Source organism: Pseudomonas sp. EL_65y_Pfl2_R96 (genome assembly GCF_963970905.1).
Taxonomy (GTDB): domain Bacteria; phylum Pseudomonadota; class Gammaproteobacteria; order Pseudomonadales; family Pseudomonadaceae; genus Aquipseudomonas.
This window is the reverse complement of sequence record NZ_CAXAQH010000004.1, coordinates 79,392-93,439: the sequence shown is the minus strand read 5'-3', so window position 1 is coordinate 93,439 and position 14,048 is coordinate 79,392. Positions and strand designations below refer to the sequence as shown.

At 60.8% G+C, this 14,048-nt stretch carries 16 protein-coding genes; 6 read left to right on the top strand and 10 right to left on the bottom strand.

What is annotated here, in order from left to right:
• Positions 1 to 2: 2 nt before the first annotated feature.
• Together proC and AACY49_RS06295 are read right to left on the bottom strand one after the other, a co-directional pair.
• On the bottom strand, positions 3 to 821 hold the full coding sequence (proC, locus tag AACY49_RS06300; RefSeq protein WP_258698648.1) for a pyrroline-5-carboxylate reductase: 819 nt from the start codon (positions 819 to 821) through the stop codon (positions 3 to 5).
• A 33-nt stretch (positions 822 to 854) separates the two neighbouring features.
• The gene (locus AACY49_RS06295; RefSeq protein WP_339522431.1) at positions 855 to 1,541 is read right to left on the bottom strand and encodes a YggS family pyridoxal phosphate-dependent enzyme; all 687 of its coding nucleotides are present in this window, start codon (positions 1,539 to 1,541) and stop codon (positions 855 to 857) included.
• Between the two features lie 56 nt (positions 1,542 to 1,597).
• Here AACY49_RS06295 and AACY49_RS06290 point away from each other — a divergent pair, with 56 nt between their 5' ends.
• The gene (locus AACY49_RS06290; RefSeq protein ID WP_258698650.1) at positions 1,598 to 2,632 is read left to right on the top strand and encodes a type IV pilus twitching motility protein PilT; all 1,035 of its coding nucleotides are present in this window, start codon (positions 1,598 to 1,600) and stop codon (positions 2,630 to 2,632) included.
• Between the two features lie 130 nt (positions 2,633 to 2,762).
• On the opposite strand, the gene AACY49_RS06285 is transcribed toward AACY49_RS06290, so the two are convergent.
• Complete coding sequence (locus AACY49_RS06285; protein ID WP_339522427.1) at positions 2,763 to 3,383, bottom strand: C40 family peptidase; 621 nt, start codon at positions 3,381 to 3,383, stop codon at positions 2,763 to 2,765.
• Positions 3,384 to 3,633: 250 nt separating this feature from the next.
• On the opposite strand from AACY49_RS06285, the gene AACY49_RS06280 reads away from it, so the two are divergent.
• Complete coding sequence (locus AACY49_RS06280; protein WP_258698652.1) at positions 3,634 to 4,065, top strand: NINE protein; 432 nt, start codon at positions 3,634 to 3,636, stop codon at positions 4,063 to 4,065.
• A gap of 110 nt (positions 4,066 to 4,175) precedes the next feature.
• Here AACY49_RS06280 and AACY49_RS06275 read toward each other — a convergent pair whose 3' ends face one another.
• The 7 genes from AACY49_RS06275 to gshB all read right to left on the bottom strand — a co-directional run bounded on the left by AACY49_RS06275 (position 4,176) and on the right by gshB (position 10,208).
• On the bottom strand, positions 4,176 to 5,447 hold the full coding sequence (locus AACY49_RS06275; RefSeq protein WP_339522423.1) for a dihydroorotase: 1,272 nt from the start codon (positions 5,445 to 5,447) through the stop codon (positions 4,176 to 4,178).
• The gene (locus tag AACY49_RS06270) at positions 5,444 to 6,448 is read right to left on the bottom strand and encodes an aspartate carbamoyltransferase catalytic subunit (RefSeq protein ID WP_007897943.1); all 1,005 of its coding nucleotides are present in this window, start codon (positions 6,446 to 6,448) and stop codon (positions 5,444 to 5,446) included. The genes AACY49_RS06275 and AACY49_RS06270 overlap by 4 nt, the downstream gene beginning before the upstream one ends.
• A 27-nt stretch (positions 6,449 to 6,475) precedes the next feature.
• Positions 6,476 to 6,979 (bottom strand): bifunctional pyr operon transcriptional regulator/uracil phosphoribosyltransferase PyrR, encoded by a 504-nt coding sequence (gene pyrR, locus AACY49_RS06265; protein WP_258698654.1) that lies wholly within the window; start codon positions 6,977 to 6,979, stop codon positions 6,476 to 6,478.
• Positions 6,980 to 7,068: 89 nt separating this feature from the next.
• Positions 7,069 to 7,515 carry a Holliday junction resolvase RuvX gene (ruvX, locus tag AACY49_RS06260; protein ID WP_018928712.1) on the bottom strand — a complete coding sequence of 149 codons (447 nt, stop codon included), beginning with the start codon at positions 7,513 to 7,515 and terminating at the stop codon, positions 7,069 to 7,071.
• Complete coding sequence (locus tag AACY49_RS06255) at positions 7,515 to 8,087, bottom strand: YqgE/AlgH family protein (protein WP_258698655.1); 573 nt, start codon at positions 8,085 to 8,087, stop codon at positions 7,515 to 7,517. Before AACY49_RS06255 ends, ruvX begins: the two co-directional genes overlap by 1 nt.
• A gap of 190 nt (positions 8,088 to 8,277) precedes the next feature.
• Positions 8,278 to 9,177, bottom strand: coding sequence for an energy transducer TonB (locus AACY49_RS06250; protein ID WP_339522416.1), 900 nt, complete (start codon positions 9,175 to 9,177; stop codon positions 8,278 to 8,280).
• A 77-nt stretch (positions 9,178 to 9,254) separates the two neighbouring features.
• On the bottom strand, positions 9,255 to 10,208 hold the full coding sequence (gshB, locus tag AACY49_RS06245) for a glutathione synthase (RefSeq protein WP_258698657.1): 954 nt from the start codon (positions 10,206 to 10,208) through the stop codon (positions 9,255 to 9,257).
• 233 nt (positions 10,209 to 10,441) lie between these two features.
• Between gshB and pilG the strand changes: the two genes are divergently transcribed.
• The 4 genes from pilG (at position 10,442) to AACY49_RS06225 (ending at position 14,033) form a co-directional block, all read left to right on the top strand.
• Complete coding sequence (gene pilG, locus AACY49_RS06240) at positions 10,442 to 10,846, top strand: twitching motility response regulator PilG (protein WP_038980984.1); 405 nt, start codon at positions 10,442 to 10,444, stop codon at positions 10,844 to 10,846.
• Positions 10,847 to 10,903: 57 nt separating this feature from the next.
• Positions 10,904 to 11,269 (top strand): twitching motility response regulator PilH, encoded by a 366-nt coding sequence (gene pilH / locus AACY49_RS06235; protein ID WP_007897961.1) that lies wholly within the window; start codon positions 10,904 to 10,906, stop codon positions 11,267 to 11,269.
• Between the two features lie 10 nt (positions 11,270 to 11,279).
• Positions 11,280 to 11,834: a chemotaxis protein CheW gene (locus AACY49_RS06230; protein WP_339522411.1), complete on the top strand. Its 555-nt coding sequence runs from the start codon at positions 11,280 to 11,282 to the stop codon at positions 11,832 to 11,834.
• 141 nt (positions 11,835 to 11,975) lie between these two features.
• Entirely contained in the window at positions 11,976 to 14,033 is a 2,058-nt protein-coding gene (locus AACY49_RS06225) for a methyl-accepting chemotaxis protein (protein WP_258698660.1), read from the top strand.
• Positions 14,034 to 14,048 lie beyond the last annotated feature (15 nt).

The window sequence follows — 14,048 nt, the reverse complement described above, 5'->3', positions numbered from 1 at the left end:
CCTTATTTGCCCAGTTGTTCGGCCATTTCGGCCGAGCGGTGCGCGGCGGCGCCAAGTGCTTTTTCTACCAGAGCTTCGAAGCCGCCGGCCTGGAACGACTTGATCGCCGCTTCGGTAGTGCCCGCAGGCGACGTCACGCGGCGACGCAGTTCAGCGGCGTCTACATCACTGGTGACCGCCATCTGTGCAGCGCCCAACGCGGTTTGCAGGGTCAGTTGTGCAGCGGTTTCGGGTGGCAGACCGAGCTTCACGCCAGCGGCGGTCATGGCTTCGATCAGCAGGAAGAAATACGCAGGGCCCGAGCCGGAAACGGCAGTGACCGCGTCCAGTTGCTGTTCTTCATCCAGCCACAAGGCAATGCCGACCGCCGCCAGCAGCTCTTGCGCCTGCTGGCGTTGCCCGGCGCTCACTTCGGCCGTGGCGTACAAACCGCTCACGCCCTGGCGCAGCAGCGCCGGGGTGTTGGGCATGCAGCGCACGATGGGCTGGGCGCCAAGCCAGTTGTTCATGCTGGCGCAGGTGATGCCGGCCGCAATCGAGACCACCAGTTGATTCGGCTTGAGGCTTGGGCGAATGGCTTCGCAAACGGCTTTCATCGCCTGGGGTTTGATCGCCAGTACAACCACGTCCGCGCCCTGAATGGCTTCGGCATTGTCGGCAAACACTTCGATGCCGTGCTCGGCGTGTACGCGGGCACGGGTTTCTTCACCCGGATCGCTGGCGCGGATCTGCGCGGCGTCCAGACCTTTGGCGCGCAGGCCGCCGATCAGGCTGGCGGCCATGTTGCCGGCTCCGATAAAGGCAATACGAGTCTTGCTCATGTCAGGTCCTTATAGAGAGGGGTGTCAGCCACGTTATGGCTTGCTGTAGTCGCGGGCGCCAAACAGGGCCGTTCCGATACGGACCCAAGTGGCGCCCATGGCGATGGCCGACTCGAGGTCGTGGCTCATGCCCATGGAAAGCGTGTCGAGTGGCAGGTTCAGGCTGGCTTGCAGGCTCTGCACGGCAGCAAAAGCGGCATCCTGGGCGGCGCGATCTTCAGTCGGCTCAGGAATCGCCATCAACCCGCGCAATTTCAAGCGCGGCAGAGCGCTGATGGCATTGGCCAGGGCGGGCAGGTCGGCCGGGGTGCAGCCGGACTTGCTGGCTTCGCCGCTGACGTTGACCTGGATACAGATGTTCAAGGGAGGCAAATCGACAGGGCGTTGTTCGGACAGGCGTTGTGCGATTTTCAAGCGATCCACGGAATGCACCCAGTCGAAATGCTCGGCGATAGCGCGAGTCTTGTTCGATTGAATGGGGCCGATGAAGTGCCAGATCAAGGGCAGGTCGGCCAATTCGAGCTGTTTGCTCAAGGCTTCCTGCAAATAGTTTTCGCCAAAGTCACGGATCCCGGCGGCATAGGCTTCACGCAAGGCCTCGGCGGGCTTGGTCTTGCTCACGGCCAGCAGCTGGATGCTGTGTTCGTCCCGCTTTGCGGCAAGGGCGGCAGCGTGGATGCGTGAACTAACCTGAGCGATGTTGTCTGCTATCGTGGACATCAAGAGGCGCCAGCGGTCTGAAGGATCGCGGCATTCTACTGGAATTGAGGAGCGCTATGGATATCACTGAGCTGCTGGCTTTCAGCGCTAAACAGGGCGCGTCCGACCTGCACCTGTCCGCCGGCCTGCCACCGATGATTCGTGTCGACGGCGATGTGAGGCGCATCAACCTGCCGGCGCTGGACCACAAGGCGGTGCATGATCTGATCTACGACATCATGAACGACCTCCAGCGGGTGGACTTCGAGAAGCATCTTGAAACCGACTTTTCCTTCGAAGTGCCCGGCGTGGCGCGTTTTCGGGTCAATGCCTTCAACCAGAATCGCGGTGCGGGCGCGGTATTCCGGACCATTCCGTCCAAGGTCCTGAGCATGGACGACCTGGGCATGGGGGAAGTGTTTCGCAAGATTACCGACGCGCCCCGGGGCCTGGTGCTGGTGACCGGCCCGACCGGTTCGGGCAAGTCCACCACGCTGGCAGCGATGATCGATTACCTGAACAGCCATCGCCATCACCACATCCTCACCATCGAAGACCCCATCGAGTTCGTCCACGAATCGCGTAAATGCCTGATCAATCAGCGCGAAGTCCATCGCGATACCCGCAGCTTCGCCACTGCCCTGCGCTCTGCCCTGCGCGAAGACCCGGACGTGATTCTGGTGGGGGAGATGCGTGATCTGGAGACTATCCGCCTGGCGTTGACTGCCGCCGAGACCGGCCACCTGGTGTTTGGCACACTGCACACCACGTCGGCGGCGAAAACCATCGACCGGGTGGTGGACGTGTTTCCGGGCGACGAGAAATCGATGGTGCGTTCGATGCTCTCCGAGTCATTGCTGGCGGTGGTGTCCCAGACATTGATCAAGAAAATCGGCGGCGGGCGGGTTGCCGCCCACGAAATCATGCTCGGCACCGCGGCGATTCGTAACCTGATCCGTGAAGACAAGGTGGCGCAGATGTACTCGTCGATTCAGACCGGAGGGTCGCTGGGGATGCAGACGCTGGATATGTGCCTGAAGGAGCTGGTGACCAAGGGCGTGATCAGCCGCGAACATGCGCGGGAGAAGGCGCGGTCGCCGGATAATTTCTGACAGGAAGTTGATCGTTCCCACGCTCTGCGTGGGAATGCCTCAATGGACGCTCCGCGTCCGCTTTGGCAGGGGGACGCGGAGCGTCCCGGGCTGCATTCCCACGCAGAGCGTGGGAACGATCAGTGTCGGATCAACGCTGAACAACCCGCAATGCGTTCTGTTCTTTGGGCAGAACCCGCTTGGCAACCACATAGTGGTTTTCCCAGTACGGTTTATTCAGGGTGTCGATGCTCACCGACTTACCACGGCGTGGTGCGTGGATGAAGCGGTCGTTGCCCAGGTAGATGGCAACGTGATTGACCCGGCGGCTCTTGATGTTGAAGAAAATCAGGTCACCTGGCTTCAGATCGTTACGATCGACTTTCTCGCCGCGACCGCTGGCCATGGCGTTGGAGGTACGTGGCAGGTCAAACGTGGCGTCATTGAACGCGTATTTCACCAGACCACTGCAATCGAACCCTTTACTTGGGCTACTGCCGCCCCAACGATAAGGTGTACCGAGAACGTTGACCGCGCGGCTCAACACGTTGCTGCTTTCCTTGGTCGCCATCGACGGGACCAGCTTGCGGTCGGCGCTGCTCAGTTGGGTGGAGCGCTTTACTGTCTGTTTGTTTTTGCTCGAAGGAGCAGAAACATGGGATTTTGGGGTGTAACCATTAACGTTGGGAAGACGTTGCTCACGATTGGTGGCGTGGGCGGCCAGGGGCAATAATAGGCAAATGGTTAGCCATGTCTTGAAAAATGGATGCATTAGGCAAGGCTCGTATGGGTTGGCGCGCAACTTTATAACAGCTTTTTTGGCCCTTCCGAGGCCGTTGGTCGATTCAACCTTGGGGTCAACGGAACCAAATAAGCGAAAAAAGGACGCAATTATCTGACACAAGTCAGGCGGTACAGGGCTTTGACGGAAGTGAAGGTAGCATTTGCCGTATGTCGGCCGCCTGTAAAAAAGTCACAAAGAATTCAAGAATATTTCTCTATCGTGTGAATCGAGGTCTTCCATGAACACCTATCGACAACCCGTTTCACAACAAGATACGCACAGCAAAGTGATTGGTTACTTGCTGTGGATTTTCGGTTTTACCGGGGCTCACCGCTTCTATTACGGCAAGCCGGTGACCGGGACGATCTGGTTTTTTACCTTCGGTTTGCTGGGTATTGGCTGGTTGATTGACGTGTTCCTGATCCCGGCCATGGATCGTGAAGCGGACCTGCGCTTTACCGCCGGCCCCATCGAATACAACGTTGCGTGGATTCTGCTGACGTTTCTGGGGGTATTCGGTGTGCACCGGATGTATCAGGGCAAGTGGGTCAGCGGGTTGCTGTACCTGGTGACGGGTGGGCTGTTCTTTCTGGGGGTGTTGTATGACTTCTGGACGTTGAATGACCAGGTTTCTGTGCGCAATGCCCAGAATAGAGGCGCCTTTCAGTAAGTCATCGCGGGCAAGCCCGCTCCCACAGTGGATGTGTATTGTCCGCAAATCTTGCGGCCAACCGATAACCCTGTGGGGGCGGGCTTGCCCGCGATTGGAGCAGCGCGGTTTTAAGCCTGGTGACTGATCCGCCCATCCACCAGGGTATAACGCACCACGCTCGGCAGGCTATGGCCAATGAACGGGCAGTTTTCGCCCTTCGACAGCCAGGTATCACCGGCCACGGTCGAGGTCGCAGGGTCGAACAGCACGATATCTGCCGGCCCGCCCACCGCCAGCTTGCCCGCCGGCAAGCGCAACGCTTCGGCAGGACCGGCGCTCAAGCGTGCGAGCAGGGTCGGCAAGTCGAGCAAGCCGTCTTCCACCAATGTCATCGCCAGCGGCAACAGTAGTTCCACGCTGCTGATGCCAGGCTCGGTGGCGCCGAACGGTGCCAGTTTGGCATCGCGCTCGTGGGGCTGGTGATGGCTGGAGATGGCTGACACCACCCCAGACTTCACCGCTGCCCGCAGGCCGTCGCGGTCGGCGCGGGTGCGCAGCGGCGGCTGAACGTGGTAGAGGCTGCTGAAGTCGATCAGCGCTTCGTCGGTGAGGATCAACTGATACAACGCCACGTCTGCGGTGACCTTCAGGCCACGGGCCTGGGCCTGGGCGATCAGCGCCACGCCACGCGCGCTGGTGAGCTGGCTGAAGTGCGCACGCACGCCGCTTTGCTCGACCAGCAGCAGATCCCGGGCCAGGGCCACGGTTTCGGCGGTTTCCGGAATGCCCGGCAAGCCGAGGAAACTGGCGGTCGGGCCTTCGTGAGCCAAGCCACCTTCGGCCAGATCATGGTCCTGCGAATTGAAAATCACCGTCAGGTCGAACGTCGCCGCGTATTCCAGCGCCCGGCACAGGGTGCGGGTATTGCGGAAACTCTCCAGGCCATTGCCGAAGGCCACGCAGCCGGCATCGCGCAGCGCAACGAGCTCTGCAAGCTGCTCGCCGTCCAGGCCTTTGCTCAGGGCGCCGATCGGGAAGACTTTGGTGTTGCCGGCTTCGCGAGCGCGGTCGAGGATCAGTTCGGCCACAGCCGAAGTGTCCAGCACCGGTTTGGTTTTGGGTGGGCAGCACAGGCTGGTCACGCCACCGGCAGCAGCTGCGCGGGTTTCGCTGGCGATCGAGCCTTTGCGGCTGTAGCCCGGCTCGCGCAGGGCGACGTTCAGGTCAACCAGACCCGGGGCCGCCACCAGGCCCTTGGCGTCGATGGTGTCTACTGCAACGAAACCTGCCGGAGCGGCGCCGAGGGCGACGATCTTGCAGGCTTCAACGTGGATATCAGTCACTTGATCCAGGCCGCTGACCGGATCGATAACGCGTGCGCCGAGAATGCTGAGCTTCACTGGGCGTTCTCCTGCTCGAATTGGCGCTGGGCAGTTTGCCCGCTCATGGCCATGGACAACACGGCCATACGAATCGCGATGCCGTAGGTCACTTGGTTGAGGATCACCGAGTGCGGACCGTCGGCCACCGCTGACTCAATCTCCACCCCACGGTTGATCGGCCCCGGGTGCATGACGATGCAATCCGGTTTGGCCCCGGCCAGGCGCGCGGTGGTCAGGCCGAACAGGCGGTAGAATTCGCCTTCGCTCGGCAGCAGGCCACCCGTCATGCGTTCACGCTGCAAGCGCAGCATGATCACCACGTCGACGTCTTTCAGGCCTTCGGTCATGTCGGTGTAGACCTTCACGCCATATTGCTCGATGCCGATCGGCAGCAGCGTCTTCGGCGCGATCACGCGGATGTCCGGGCAACCGAGGGTTTTCAGGGCCAGCATGTTCGAGCGCGCCACCCGCGAGTGCAGGATGTCGCCGACGATGGCCACCGAGAGGTTTTCGAAGCCGCCCTTGTGCCGACGGATGGTGAGCATGTCGAGCATGCCCTGGGTCGGGTGGGCGTGACGGCCGTCGCCGCCGTTGATGATCGCCACTTGCGGGCAGACATGCTCGGCGATGAAGTGCGCCGCACCGGAATCACCGTGACGCACGACGAACATGTCGGCGGCCATGGCTTCCAGGTTGCGCAGGGTGTCGAGCAGGGTTTCGCCCTTGCTCGCCGACGACGTGGACACGTTCAGGGTGATCACGTCGGCCGACAGCCGCTGGGCCGCCAGTTCGAAGGTGGTGCGGGTGCGGGTGGAGTTTTCGAAGAACACATTGCACACGGTCTTGCCGCGCAGCAACGGGACTTTCTTCACCGCCCGTGCGCCGACTTCGAGGAACGAGTCGGCGGTGTCGAGGATTTCCGTCAACAGCTCGCGGCGCAAACCGTCGAGCGAGAGGAAGTGGCGCAGCTGACCCTGATCATTGAGCTGCAGCGGGCGCTTGGTTTCTAGAGGCGTCATCGCGAGGGGGACTCTCAATAGGGCGAATTAAAGGGCGAGGTCTTGAAGTTCGAGCTTGAGCTCCGGGCCGGACAGCTTCACCCGTTCGTGGGCCGCCAGCGTCAGGGTCGCGCCGACCACGTTCGGGCGGATCGGCAGCTCACCGGCGTCCAGGTCCAGCAGGCATACCAGCGTCACGCTGGCCGGGCGGCCGTAGTCGAAGAGTTCGTTCATCGCGGCGCGGATGGTGCGACCGCTCATCAGCACGTCGTCGATCAACACCAGGTGCTGGCCTTCGATCTCGAACGGTAGCGCCGAAGGGCGTACTTGCGGGTGCAGGCCGTTCTGGCTGAAGTCGTCGCGGTAGAAGGACACGTCCAGGGTGCCCAAGGGCGAGTCGCTGCCCAGTTTATCGAGCAACGCCTGAGCGACCCAGACGCCACCGGTCCGAATGCCGATGTAACGTGGTTCGCTGATGCCACGGTTTTCCAGATAAGCCTTGAGACGGATCGCCATCTGGCTGATCAGTTCGGCGGGATTGGGCAGGCTCATGGTTTGCTCCTTCTTTGTCCCGAGCCGGGTTCTTCTTGAATGGTGGCTCGGGTTGTCGCTAAGGGAGACGCCGCAGCGGCTCTTCAGAATCAGGTGCTTGAGGATTCAAACAGTGCGGTGTTTTCGTCGAGCCAGCCTTGCAGCAGCAGGGCGGCGGCGATGGCATCGACGGGGTTGTCGCGGTAACTGCCCTTCTGGCCGCCACGGACCAGACGTTCGCCCTTGGCCTCGAAGGTGGTCAGGCGTTCATCGTGAGTATAGAAGGGCAGGTTGTAGCGGCCGTTCAGGCGGCGGGCGAACTTTTCGGCCCGCAGGCACATGTCGCTGGGTGTGCCGTCCATGTTCAGCGGCAGGCCGACCACCACGGCGTCGGGTTTCCACTCTTTGATCAGGGCTTCGACCTGATTCCAGTCGGGAATGCCGTTTTGCGCCTTCAAGGTGCACAGCTCGCGGGCCTGGCCGGTAATCACCTGGCCGACCGCAACGCCGATCTGTTTGGTGCCGTAGTCGAAACCCAGAATCAGCCGCAGGGCCATCAGGCGTGCCCCGCCTGGCTGGTGAGCAGGCTGAGGTTGACTCCCAGATGCCTGGCGGCCGCTTCGAGGCGCAATTCACTGCTGGTGTTGAACAGGATATCGGCATTGAACGGGCAGGTCAGCCAGGCGTTGTCGGCCAGTTCGGCTTCCAGTTGCCCGGCTTCCCAACCGGCGTAGCCGAGGGTGATCAGGCTTTTCGCGGGGCCGACGCCGTCGGCGATGGCGAACAGTACGTCCTGGGAGGTCGACAGGGACAACTCGCCTTCCAGATCAACGGTCGCCTGAAAAGATTTACCCGATGGGTGCAGGACAAAACCACGATCGGTTTGCACCGGGCCACCCATAAAGATCGGCACATGCTGGCAGAGCAACGGCGGTTCGATATCGGGGCGCAATTGCTCGAGGATATCGGCCAGGTTCAGGTCCTGCGGACGGTTGACCACCAGCCCCATGGCACCATTGGCCGTGTGCTCGACGATGTAGGTCAAGGTGTGCGCAAAGTTCGGGTCGGCCATGTGAGGCATGGCGATCAGGAAGTGATGCTTGAGGTAGCTGGGGCTGACGTTCTTCATGAGCGCTAGTGTGGCGTTGGAGGGGCGAACTGACAAGCTGAGGATGCACAGGAAATGCCCCGAATACCCGCAAACAACCTGTTCCCTGTGGGAGCGGGCTTGCCCGCGATGACGGCGGTACATCCAAAATTGAAGTGTCAGACAGACCGCTATCGCGGGCAAGCCCGCTCCCACAGGGGGTTTGCGGTGGTCAGTTACTGGAGAGCCTGTCCCCGCGCGCAAACCTCCAGGTGCGGATGATTTCCAGGCGGTCGATGTCTGACAGATCCCCGGTAAACGGTGCAAACGGTGCCGCGAGCCTTACGATGCGCTGCGCCGCCTGGTCCAGCAGCGGCTGGCCGGACGATTCCAGCACCAACACTTCATACAGCGAGCCGTCGCGGTTGATCGAGACCATCAGGCGCAAATTACCGTAAATCTGTTTGCGCCGGGCCTCGTCGGGGTAGTTGAGGTTGCCGATGCGCTCGACCTTCTTGCGCCATTCGTCCTTGTACCAGGCGCCTTTGTCGCGCATGGTCGACGCGGCGCTCAGGCGGTGGATGCGCGGGCGCTTGGCGTACAGCTGTTGTTCGTTGGCCAGTTCCGCTTCCAGGCTGGCGATGTCGCTGGACAGCTGCGAGCTGTCGAAGGTCGGCGCCTCGACCTTGGGCTTGGTCTCGGTCTTGACCTCTTCCTGCTTGGTTGCGGCTTTTTTCGGCTTCGGCGCGACAGTCGTCACGGCGGCCTTGGGCGCGGCTTTCTGCACTTGAGGCTTGGCGGTTGGCGGTGGAGTGACCGTCTGCACCTTGTTGTCCTGGAAGGGCGCGACCTCGGTGGTCTTGGGTATCGCCTTTTTATCCAGGGTGCCACTGCCTTGCTGATTCTCTTGGGCGAGGAAATCGGCTTTCTTGGGCTTGGTTTCGCTTTTGAAGGTGGCGAGAGTGATTTCCAGGGTTTTGCTGATTTGCTTGGGTTCAACCATGGTGAACCCGACGCCCAACAGCAAGGCCAGGTGAATCAGCGCCGCGAGAAACAGGGTAAAACCGAGGCGATCGGCCGGGCGCACGCCACGATGGGCGAGTTCAGCGGGCAGATCGGACGGGAGTGTCATGACAAGAAAACCAACATCGCGTTTTTTACAGGCCGGGGATGATAACGCAATGTTGGTTGTTTCTTGGCTGTTCTCTATCAACGAGCCTTGAGCTTCTGATCGATGGCATCCATCAGCAAGCCGCCGATGTCGGTGCCGAACGCGTTATCGATCTCGCGAATGCAGGTCGGGCTGGTGACGTTGATTTCAGTCAGGTGCTCACCGATCACGTCGAGACCGACGAACAGCAGGCCTTTCTCGCGCAGGGTCGGGCCGACTTGTGCGGCGATCCAGCGATCCTTGTCGGTCAACGGTCGGGCTTCGCCACGGCCGCCGGCGGCGAGGTTGCCACGGGTTTCGCCTGCGGCCGGAATCCGTGCCAGGCAGTAATCCACAGGCTCGCCGTCGATCATCAGGATGCGCTTGTCGCCATCGACGATCGCTGGCAGGTAGCCCTGGATCATGATCTGTTGCTTGCCATGCAGGGTCAGGGTTTCGAGGATCACCGACAGGTTCGGGTGGCCAGCGGTGTGACGGAAGATCGACGAACCGCCCATGCCGTCCAACGGCTTGAGGATCACGTCGCCGTGATGGTCGGCGAATTCACGCAATACGTCCGGGCGACGGCTGACGATGGTCGGCGGCGTGCACTGCGGGAACAGTGTGGCGAACAGCTTCTCGTTGCAGTCACGCAGGCTTTGCGGTTTGTTGACCACCAGCACGCCGGCGCGCTCGGCCTGCTCCAGCAGGTAAGTGGAGTAGACGAACTCCATGTCGAACGGCGGATCCTTGCGCATCAGGATCACGTCCAGGTCGCTCAGCAGTGCGTCGGATTCGGCGCCCAGCTCGAACCACTTTTCCGGGTTGGCGAACACCTTCAGCGGACGCATCCGCGCGCGAGCTTCGCCTTCGGCCTGATACAAATCACGCTGTTCCATATAGAACAGTTCCCAGCCACGCTTTTGCGCGGCCAGCAGCATGGCCAGCGAGCTATCCTTTTTATAGGAGATGCTGGCGATAGGATCCATGACAATCCCGACGCGAACGCTCATGGGGTTTTCCTCGAAATTGGGGTGGAAAGTGCGATGAAAAAGCGGCGTCAGAGTGGCGCCGAGTGGGTTCCCGGTCAAGGAAAAACCACTGCAAAGGCCACCCGATAGATTGGATGGGGAGACTGTGCTAAAAAGGCTGCCATGTCGTGCCGGCCCTTGAACATCAAGGGTTTCGAGCTGCCGATGAGCGGCAAACGGACAAATTGATTCACAAAGGCGACGGTAGAGCCACTATGGAACAGCATTCCAGCGCCTTGAAGGTCATGGTGATCGACGATTCGAAAACGATTCGTCGCACCGCCGAAACGCTGTTGAAAAATGTGGGCTGTGAAGTCATCACTGCAATCGATGGTTTCGATGCCCTGGCCAAGATTGCCGACAATCACCCCGGCATCATCTTTGTCGACATCATGATGCCGCGTCTGGATGGTTATCAGACCTGCGCTTTAATCAAGAACAACAGTGCGTTCAAGTCCACGCCAGTGATTATGCTGTCGTCCAAGGACGGGTTGTTCGACAAGGCCAAGGGTCGGATCGTCGGTTCCGACCAGTTTTTGACCAAGCCTTTCAGCAAGGAAGAACTGCTGAACGCGATTCAGGCCCACGTACCGGGCTTCGCCGCCGTTTCGCCGCAGTAGGACACGCACAGTGACGCTCGGCCATGGGGCCTGGTGTCGACAAGAATGGGGAAGACCATGGCACGTATTCTGATCGTCGATGACTCGCCGACTGAAATGTACAAACTGACCGGCATGCTCGAAAAGCACGGTCATGAGGTGTTGAAAGCCGAAAACGGCGCCGACGGCGTGGCCCTGGCCCGTCAGGAAAAACCCGACGCGGTGCTGATGGACATCGTCATGCCCGGCCTCAACGGTTTCCAGGCAACCCGTCAGCTGACCAAAGACCCGGAAACCGGGCACATTCCGGTGATCATCATCACCACCAAGGATCAGGAAACCGACAAAGTCTGGGGTACGCGCCAAGGCGCCAAGGACTACCTGACCAAGCCGGTCGACGAAGACACCCTGATCAAGACCCTGAACAACGTGCTGGCCGGTTGATCGCCTAGCCATGACCGAGTCGCTGACGGCCTTCGAACTGCTGCTGCAGATTGACCGGCGCTGTCGTCTGCTGGCGGCGGACCTGCCGTCCCAGCCGACTCGCCAGGACAGCTGGAGCGGCATCGGCTTTCGCTTGGGCGAGCATTGGTACGTTGCGCCCATGGGCGAAGTCAGCGAAGTCCTGCACGAACCGCGGGTTACCCAATTGCCGGGGGTCAAACCCTGGGTCAAGGGTGTGGCGAACCTGCGCGGGCGACTGCTGCCGATCATGGATTTGTGTGGCTTCTTTTATGGTTATGGGCTCGGTCATGAGCTATCGGCCCTGCGCAAGCAGCGGCGGATATTGGTGGTGGAGCACAAAGACGTGTTTGCCGGGTTGATGGTCGATGAGATTTTCGGCTTGCAACACTTTGCCCAGAACAGTCTGGAATCGGTGCCCATGGACGAGCTGCAGGGCCCGATCGCGCCGTTCGTCAAAGGCCGGTTTCAGCGTGAACAGAGTTGGCAGGTATTCAGCCCGTTTGCGTTGGTGCAATCGCAAGGTTTCATGAACGTAGCCGCATAACCCTGTGGGAGCGGGCTTGCCCGCGATAGCGGTGTGTCAGGTTCAACAGGTGTCGACTGACACGCCCTCATCGCGGGCAAGCCCGCTCCCACAGGGTTTCTGGCAGGTCTCACAAGGGTGTTGGTTAACAGGCGAGGACCGATGATAAAAGCTAAAACAGGCAAGCCAGAAGGGTCGCGCAGCCGGTCGCAGATCATCGTGCTGTTCATCGCGCTGATTGTCTTCATCATGTTGCTGTTCGCCAACTTCGCTTACCTCAACACCCAGGCGACGTACGACAAGCAGTACATCGGCCATGCCGGTGAGCTGCGCGTGCTATCCCAGCGCATTGCCAAGAACGCCACCGAAGCCGCCGCCGGCAAGGCCGCGGCGTTCAAGTTGCTCAGCGATGCACGCAACGACTTCGCCCAGCGTTGGGGCTATCTGAAGAAAGGCGATCCTTCCACGGGCTTGCCGCCGGCACCGTCGGTAGTGCGCCCGGAAATGCGCGCCGTGCAGCTGGATTGGGAGCGCCTGCTGAAGAACACCGACGCCATCCTCTCCAGCGAACAAACCGTGCTGTCCTTGCATCAAGTCGCCGCGACGCTGGCCGAAACCGTGCCGCAGTTGCAGGTCGAGTATGAAAAGGTCGTCGAAACCCTCCTGCAACGTGGCGCCCCAGCCGCTCAGGTGGTGATGGCTCAGCGTCAGTCGTTGCTGGCCGAGCGGATTCTCGGCGCGGTAAACACCGTGTTGTCCGGCGACGAAAGCTCGCAGCAGGCGGCCGACGCTTTTGGTCGCGACGCGGCGCGTTTCGGTCAGGTGCTCAACGGCATGCTTCAGGGCAACCCGGCGTTGAAAATCAGCCAGGTCGAAGACCGCGATGCGCGCGCCCGGTTGACCGAAATTTCCGAACTGTTTGAATTCGTGTCGGGTTCGGTGGATGAAATCCTCGAAACGTCGCCGCAACTGCTCAAGGTCCGTGAATCGGCCACCAACATATTTACCCTGTCGCAAACCCTGCTTGATGAAGCCTCGCACCTGGCCAGCCGTTTCGAAAACCTCGCCGGCGGGCGTAACACCGACACCATCGGCGGCTACGTGCTGGGCTTGCTCGCATTGATGTCGATCATCCTCATCGGCCTGGTGATGGTGCGCGAAACCAACCGTCAGCTGCGTGAAACCGCTGAGAAGAACGAGCGCAACCAGAACGCGATCATGCGCTTGCTGGATGAAATCGAAGATCTGGCCGATGGCGACCTGACCGTGACCGCCTCGGTGACTGAAGACTTCACCGGGACCATCGCCGACTCGATCAACTATTCCGTGGACCAATTGCGCGATCTGGTGGCGACCATCAACCTCACCGCCGGCCAGGTCGCCGCCGCCGTGCAGGAAACCCAGGCCACCGCCATGCACCTGGCCCAGGCCTCGGAGCATCAGGCCCAGCAGATTTCCGAAGCTTCTACGGCCATCAACGACATGGCCCAGTCCATCGATCAGGTCTCGGCCAACGCCGCCGAATCCTCGGCGGTGGCCGAACGCTCGGTGGAAATCGCCAACAAGGGCAACGAGGTGGTGCATAACACCATCAACGGCATGGACAATATTCGCGAGCAGATCCAGGACACCGCCAAGCGTATCAAACGCCTTGGTGAGTCTTCCCAGGAAATCGGCGACATTGTCAGCCTGATCGATGACATTGCCGATCAGACCAACATCCTCGCCCTCAACGCGGCGATTCAGGCGTCCATGGCCGGTGACGCCGGGCGCGGTTTTGCGGTGGTGGCCGACGAAGTACAGCGCCTGGCCGAACGTTCGTCCGCGGCGACCCGGCAGATCGAAACCCTGGTGCGGGCGATTCAGACCGACACCAACGAAGCGGTGATTTCCATGGAGCAGACCACCACCGAAGTGGTGCGCGGCGCGCGTCTGGCGCAGGATGCCGGGGTGGCCCTGGAAGAAATCGAAGGCGTATCGAAGACCCTCGCGGCGCTGATCCAGAGTATTTCCAACGCCGCGCAGCAGCAGACTTCGTCGGCCGGCCAGATCTCCCTGACGATGAACGTGATCCAGCAGATCACCACGCAGACCTCGTCCGGTTCCACTGCTACCGCCGAGAGCATTGGCAACCTGGCGAAAATGGCCAGCCAGTTGCGGCGTTCGGTGTCTGGTTTCACCTTGCCGACCAAGCCTGTGCAGGCTGCGGACAACGCTTGAACCGCCTCAGGGCGT

Bases quoted from the DNA above. Each gene is read 5' to 3' on its own strand.
- AACY49_RS06225 (WP_258698660.1), top strand. From the start codon at position 11,976: ATGATAAAAGCTAAAACAGGCAAGCCAGAAGGGTCGCGCAGCCGGTCG.
- AACY49_RS06230 (WP_339522411.1), top strand. From the start codon at position 11,280: ATGACCGAGTCGCTGACGGCCTTCGAACTGCTGCTGCAGATTGACCGG.
- AACY49_RS06295 (WP_339522431.1), bottom strand. From the start codon at position 1,541: ATGTCCACGATAGCAGACAACATCGCTCAGGTTAGTTCACGCATCCAC.
- AACY49_RS06280 (WP_258698652.1), top strand. From the start codon at position 3,634: ATGAACACCTATCGACAACCCGTTTCACAACAAGATACGCACAGCAAA.
- gshB (WP_258698657.1), bottom strand. From the start codon at position 10,208: ATGAGCGTTCGCGTCGGGATTGTCATGGATCCTATCGCCAGCATCTCC.
- AACY49_RS06290 (WP_258698650.1), top strand. From the start codon at position 1,598: ATGGATATCACTGAGCTGCTGGCTTTCAGCGCTAAACAGGGCGCGTCC.
- proC (WP_258698648.1), bottom strand. From the start codon at position 821: ATGAGCAAGACTCGTATTGCCTTTATCGGAGCCGGCAACATGGCCGCC.
- ruvX (WP_018928712.1), bottom strand. From the start codon at position 7,515: ATGGCCCTGCGGCTGATTCTGGGTTTCGACTACGGCACCAAACAGATC.
- AACY49_RS06255 (WP_258698655.1), bottom strand. From the start codon at position 8,087: ATGAAGAACGTCAGCCCCAGCTACCTCAAGCATCACTTCCTGATCGCC.
- AACY49_RS06285 (WP_339522427.1), bottom strand. From the start codon at position 3,383: ATGCATCCATTTTTCAAGACATGGCTAACCATTTGCCTATTATTGCCC.
- pilG (WP_038980984.1), top strand. From the start codon at position 10,442: ATGGAACAGCATTCCAGCGCCTTGAAGGTCATGGTGATCGACGATTCG.
- AACY49_RS06250 (WP_339522416.1), bottom strand. From the start codon at position 9,177: ATGACACTCCCGTCCGATCTGCCCGCTGAACTCGCCCATCGTGGCGTG.
- pyrR (WP_258698654.1), bottom strand. From the start codon at position 6,979: ATGAGCCTGCCCAATCCCGCCGAACTGATCAGCCAGATGGCGATCCGT.
- AACY49_RS06270 (WP_007897943.1), bottom strand. From the start codon at position 6,448: ATGACGCCTCTAGAAACCAAGCGCCCGCTGCAGCTCAATGATCAGGGT.
- pilH (WP_007897961.1), top strand. From the start codon at position 10,904: ATGGCACGTATTCTGATCGTCGATGACTCGCCGACTGAAATGTACAAA.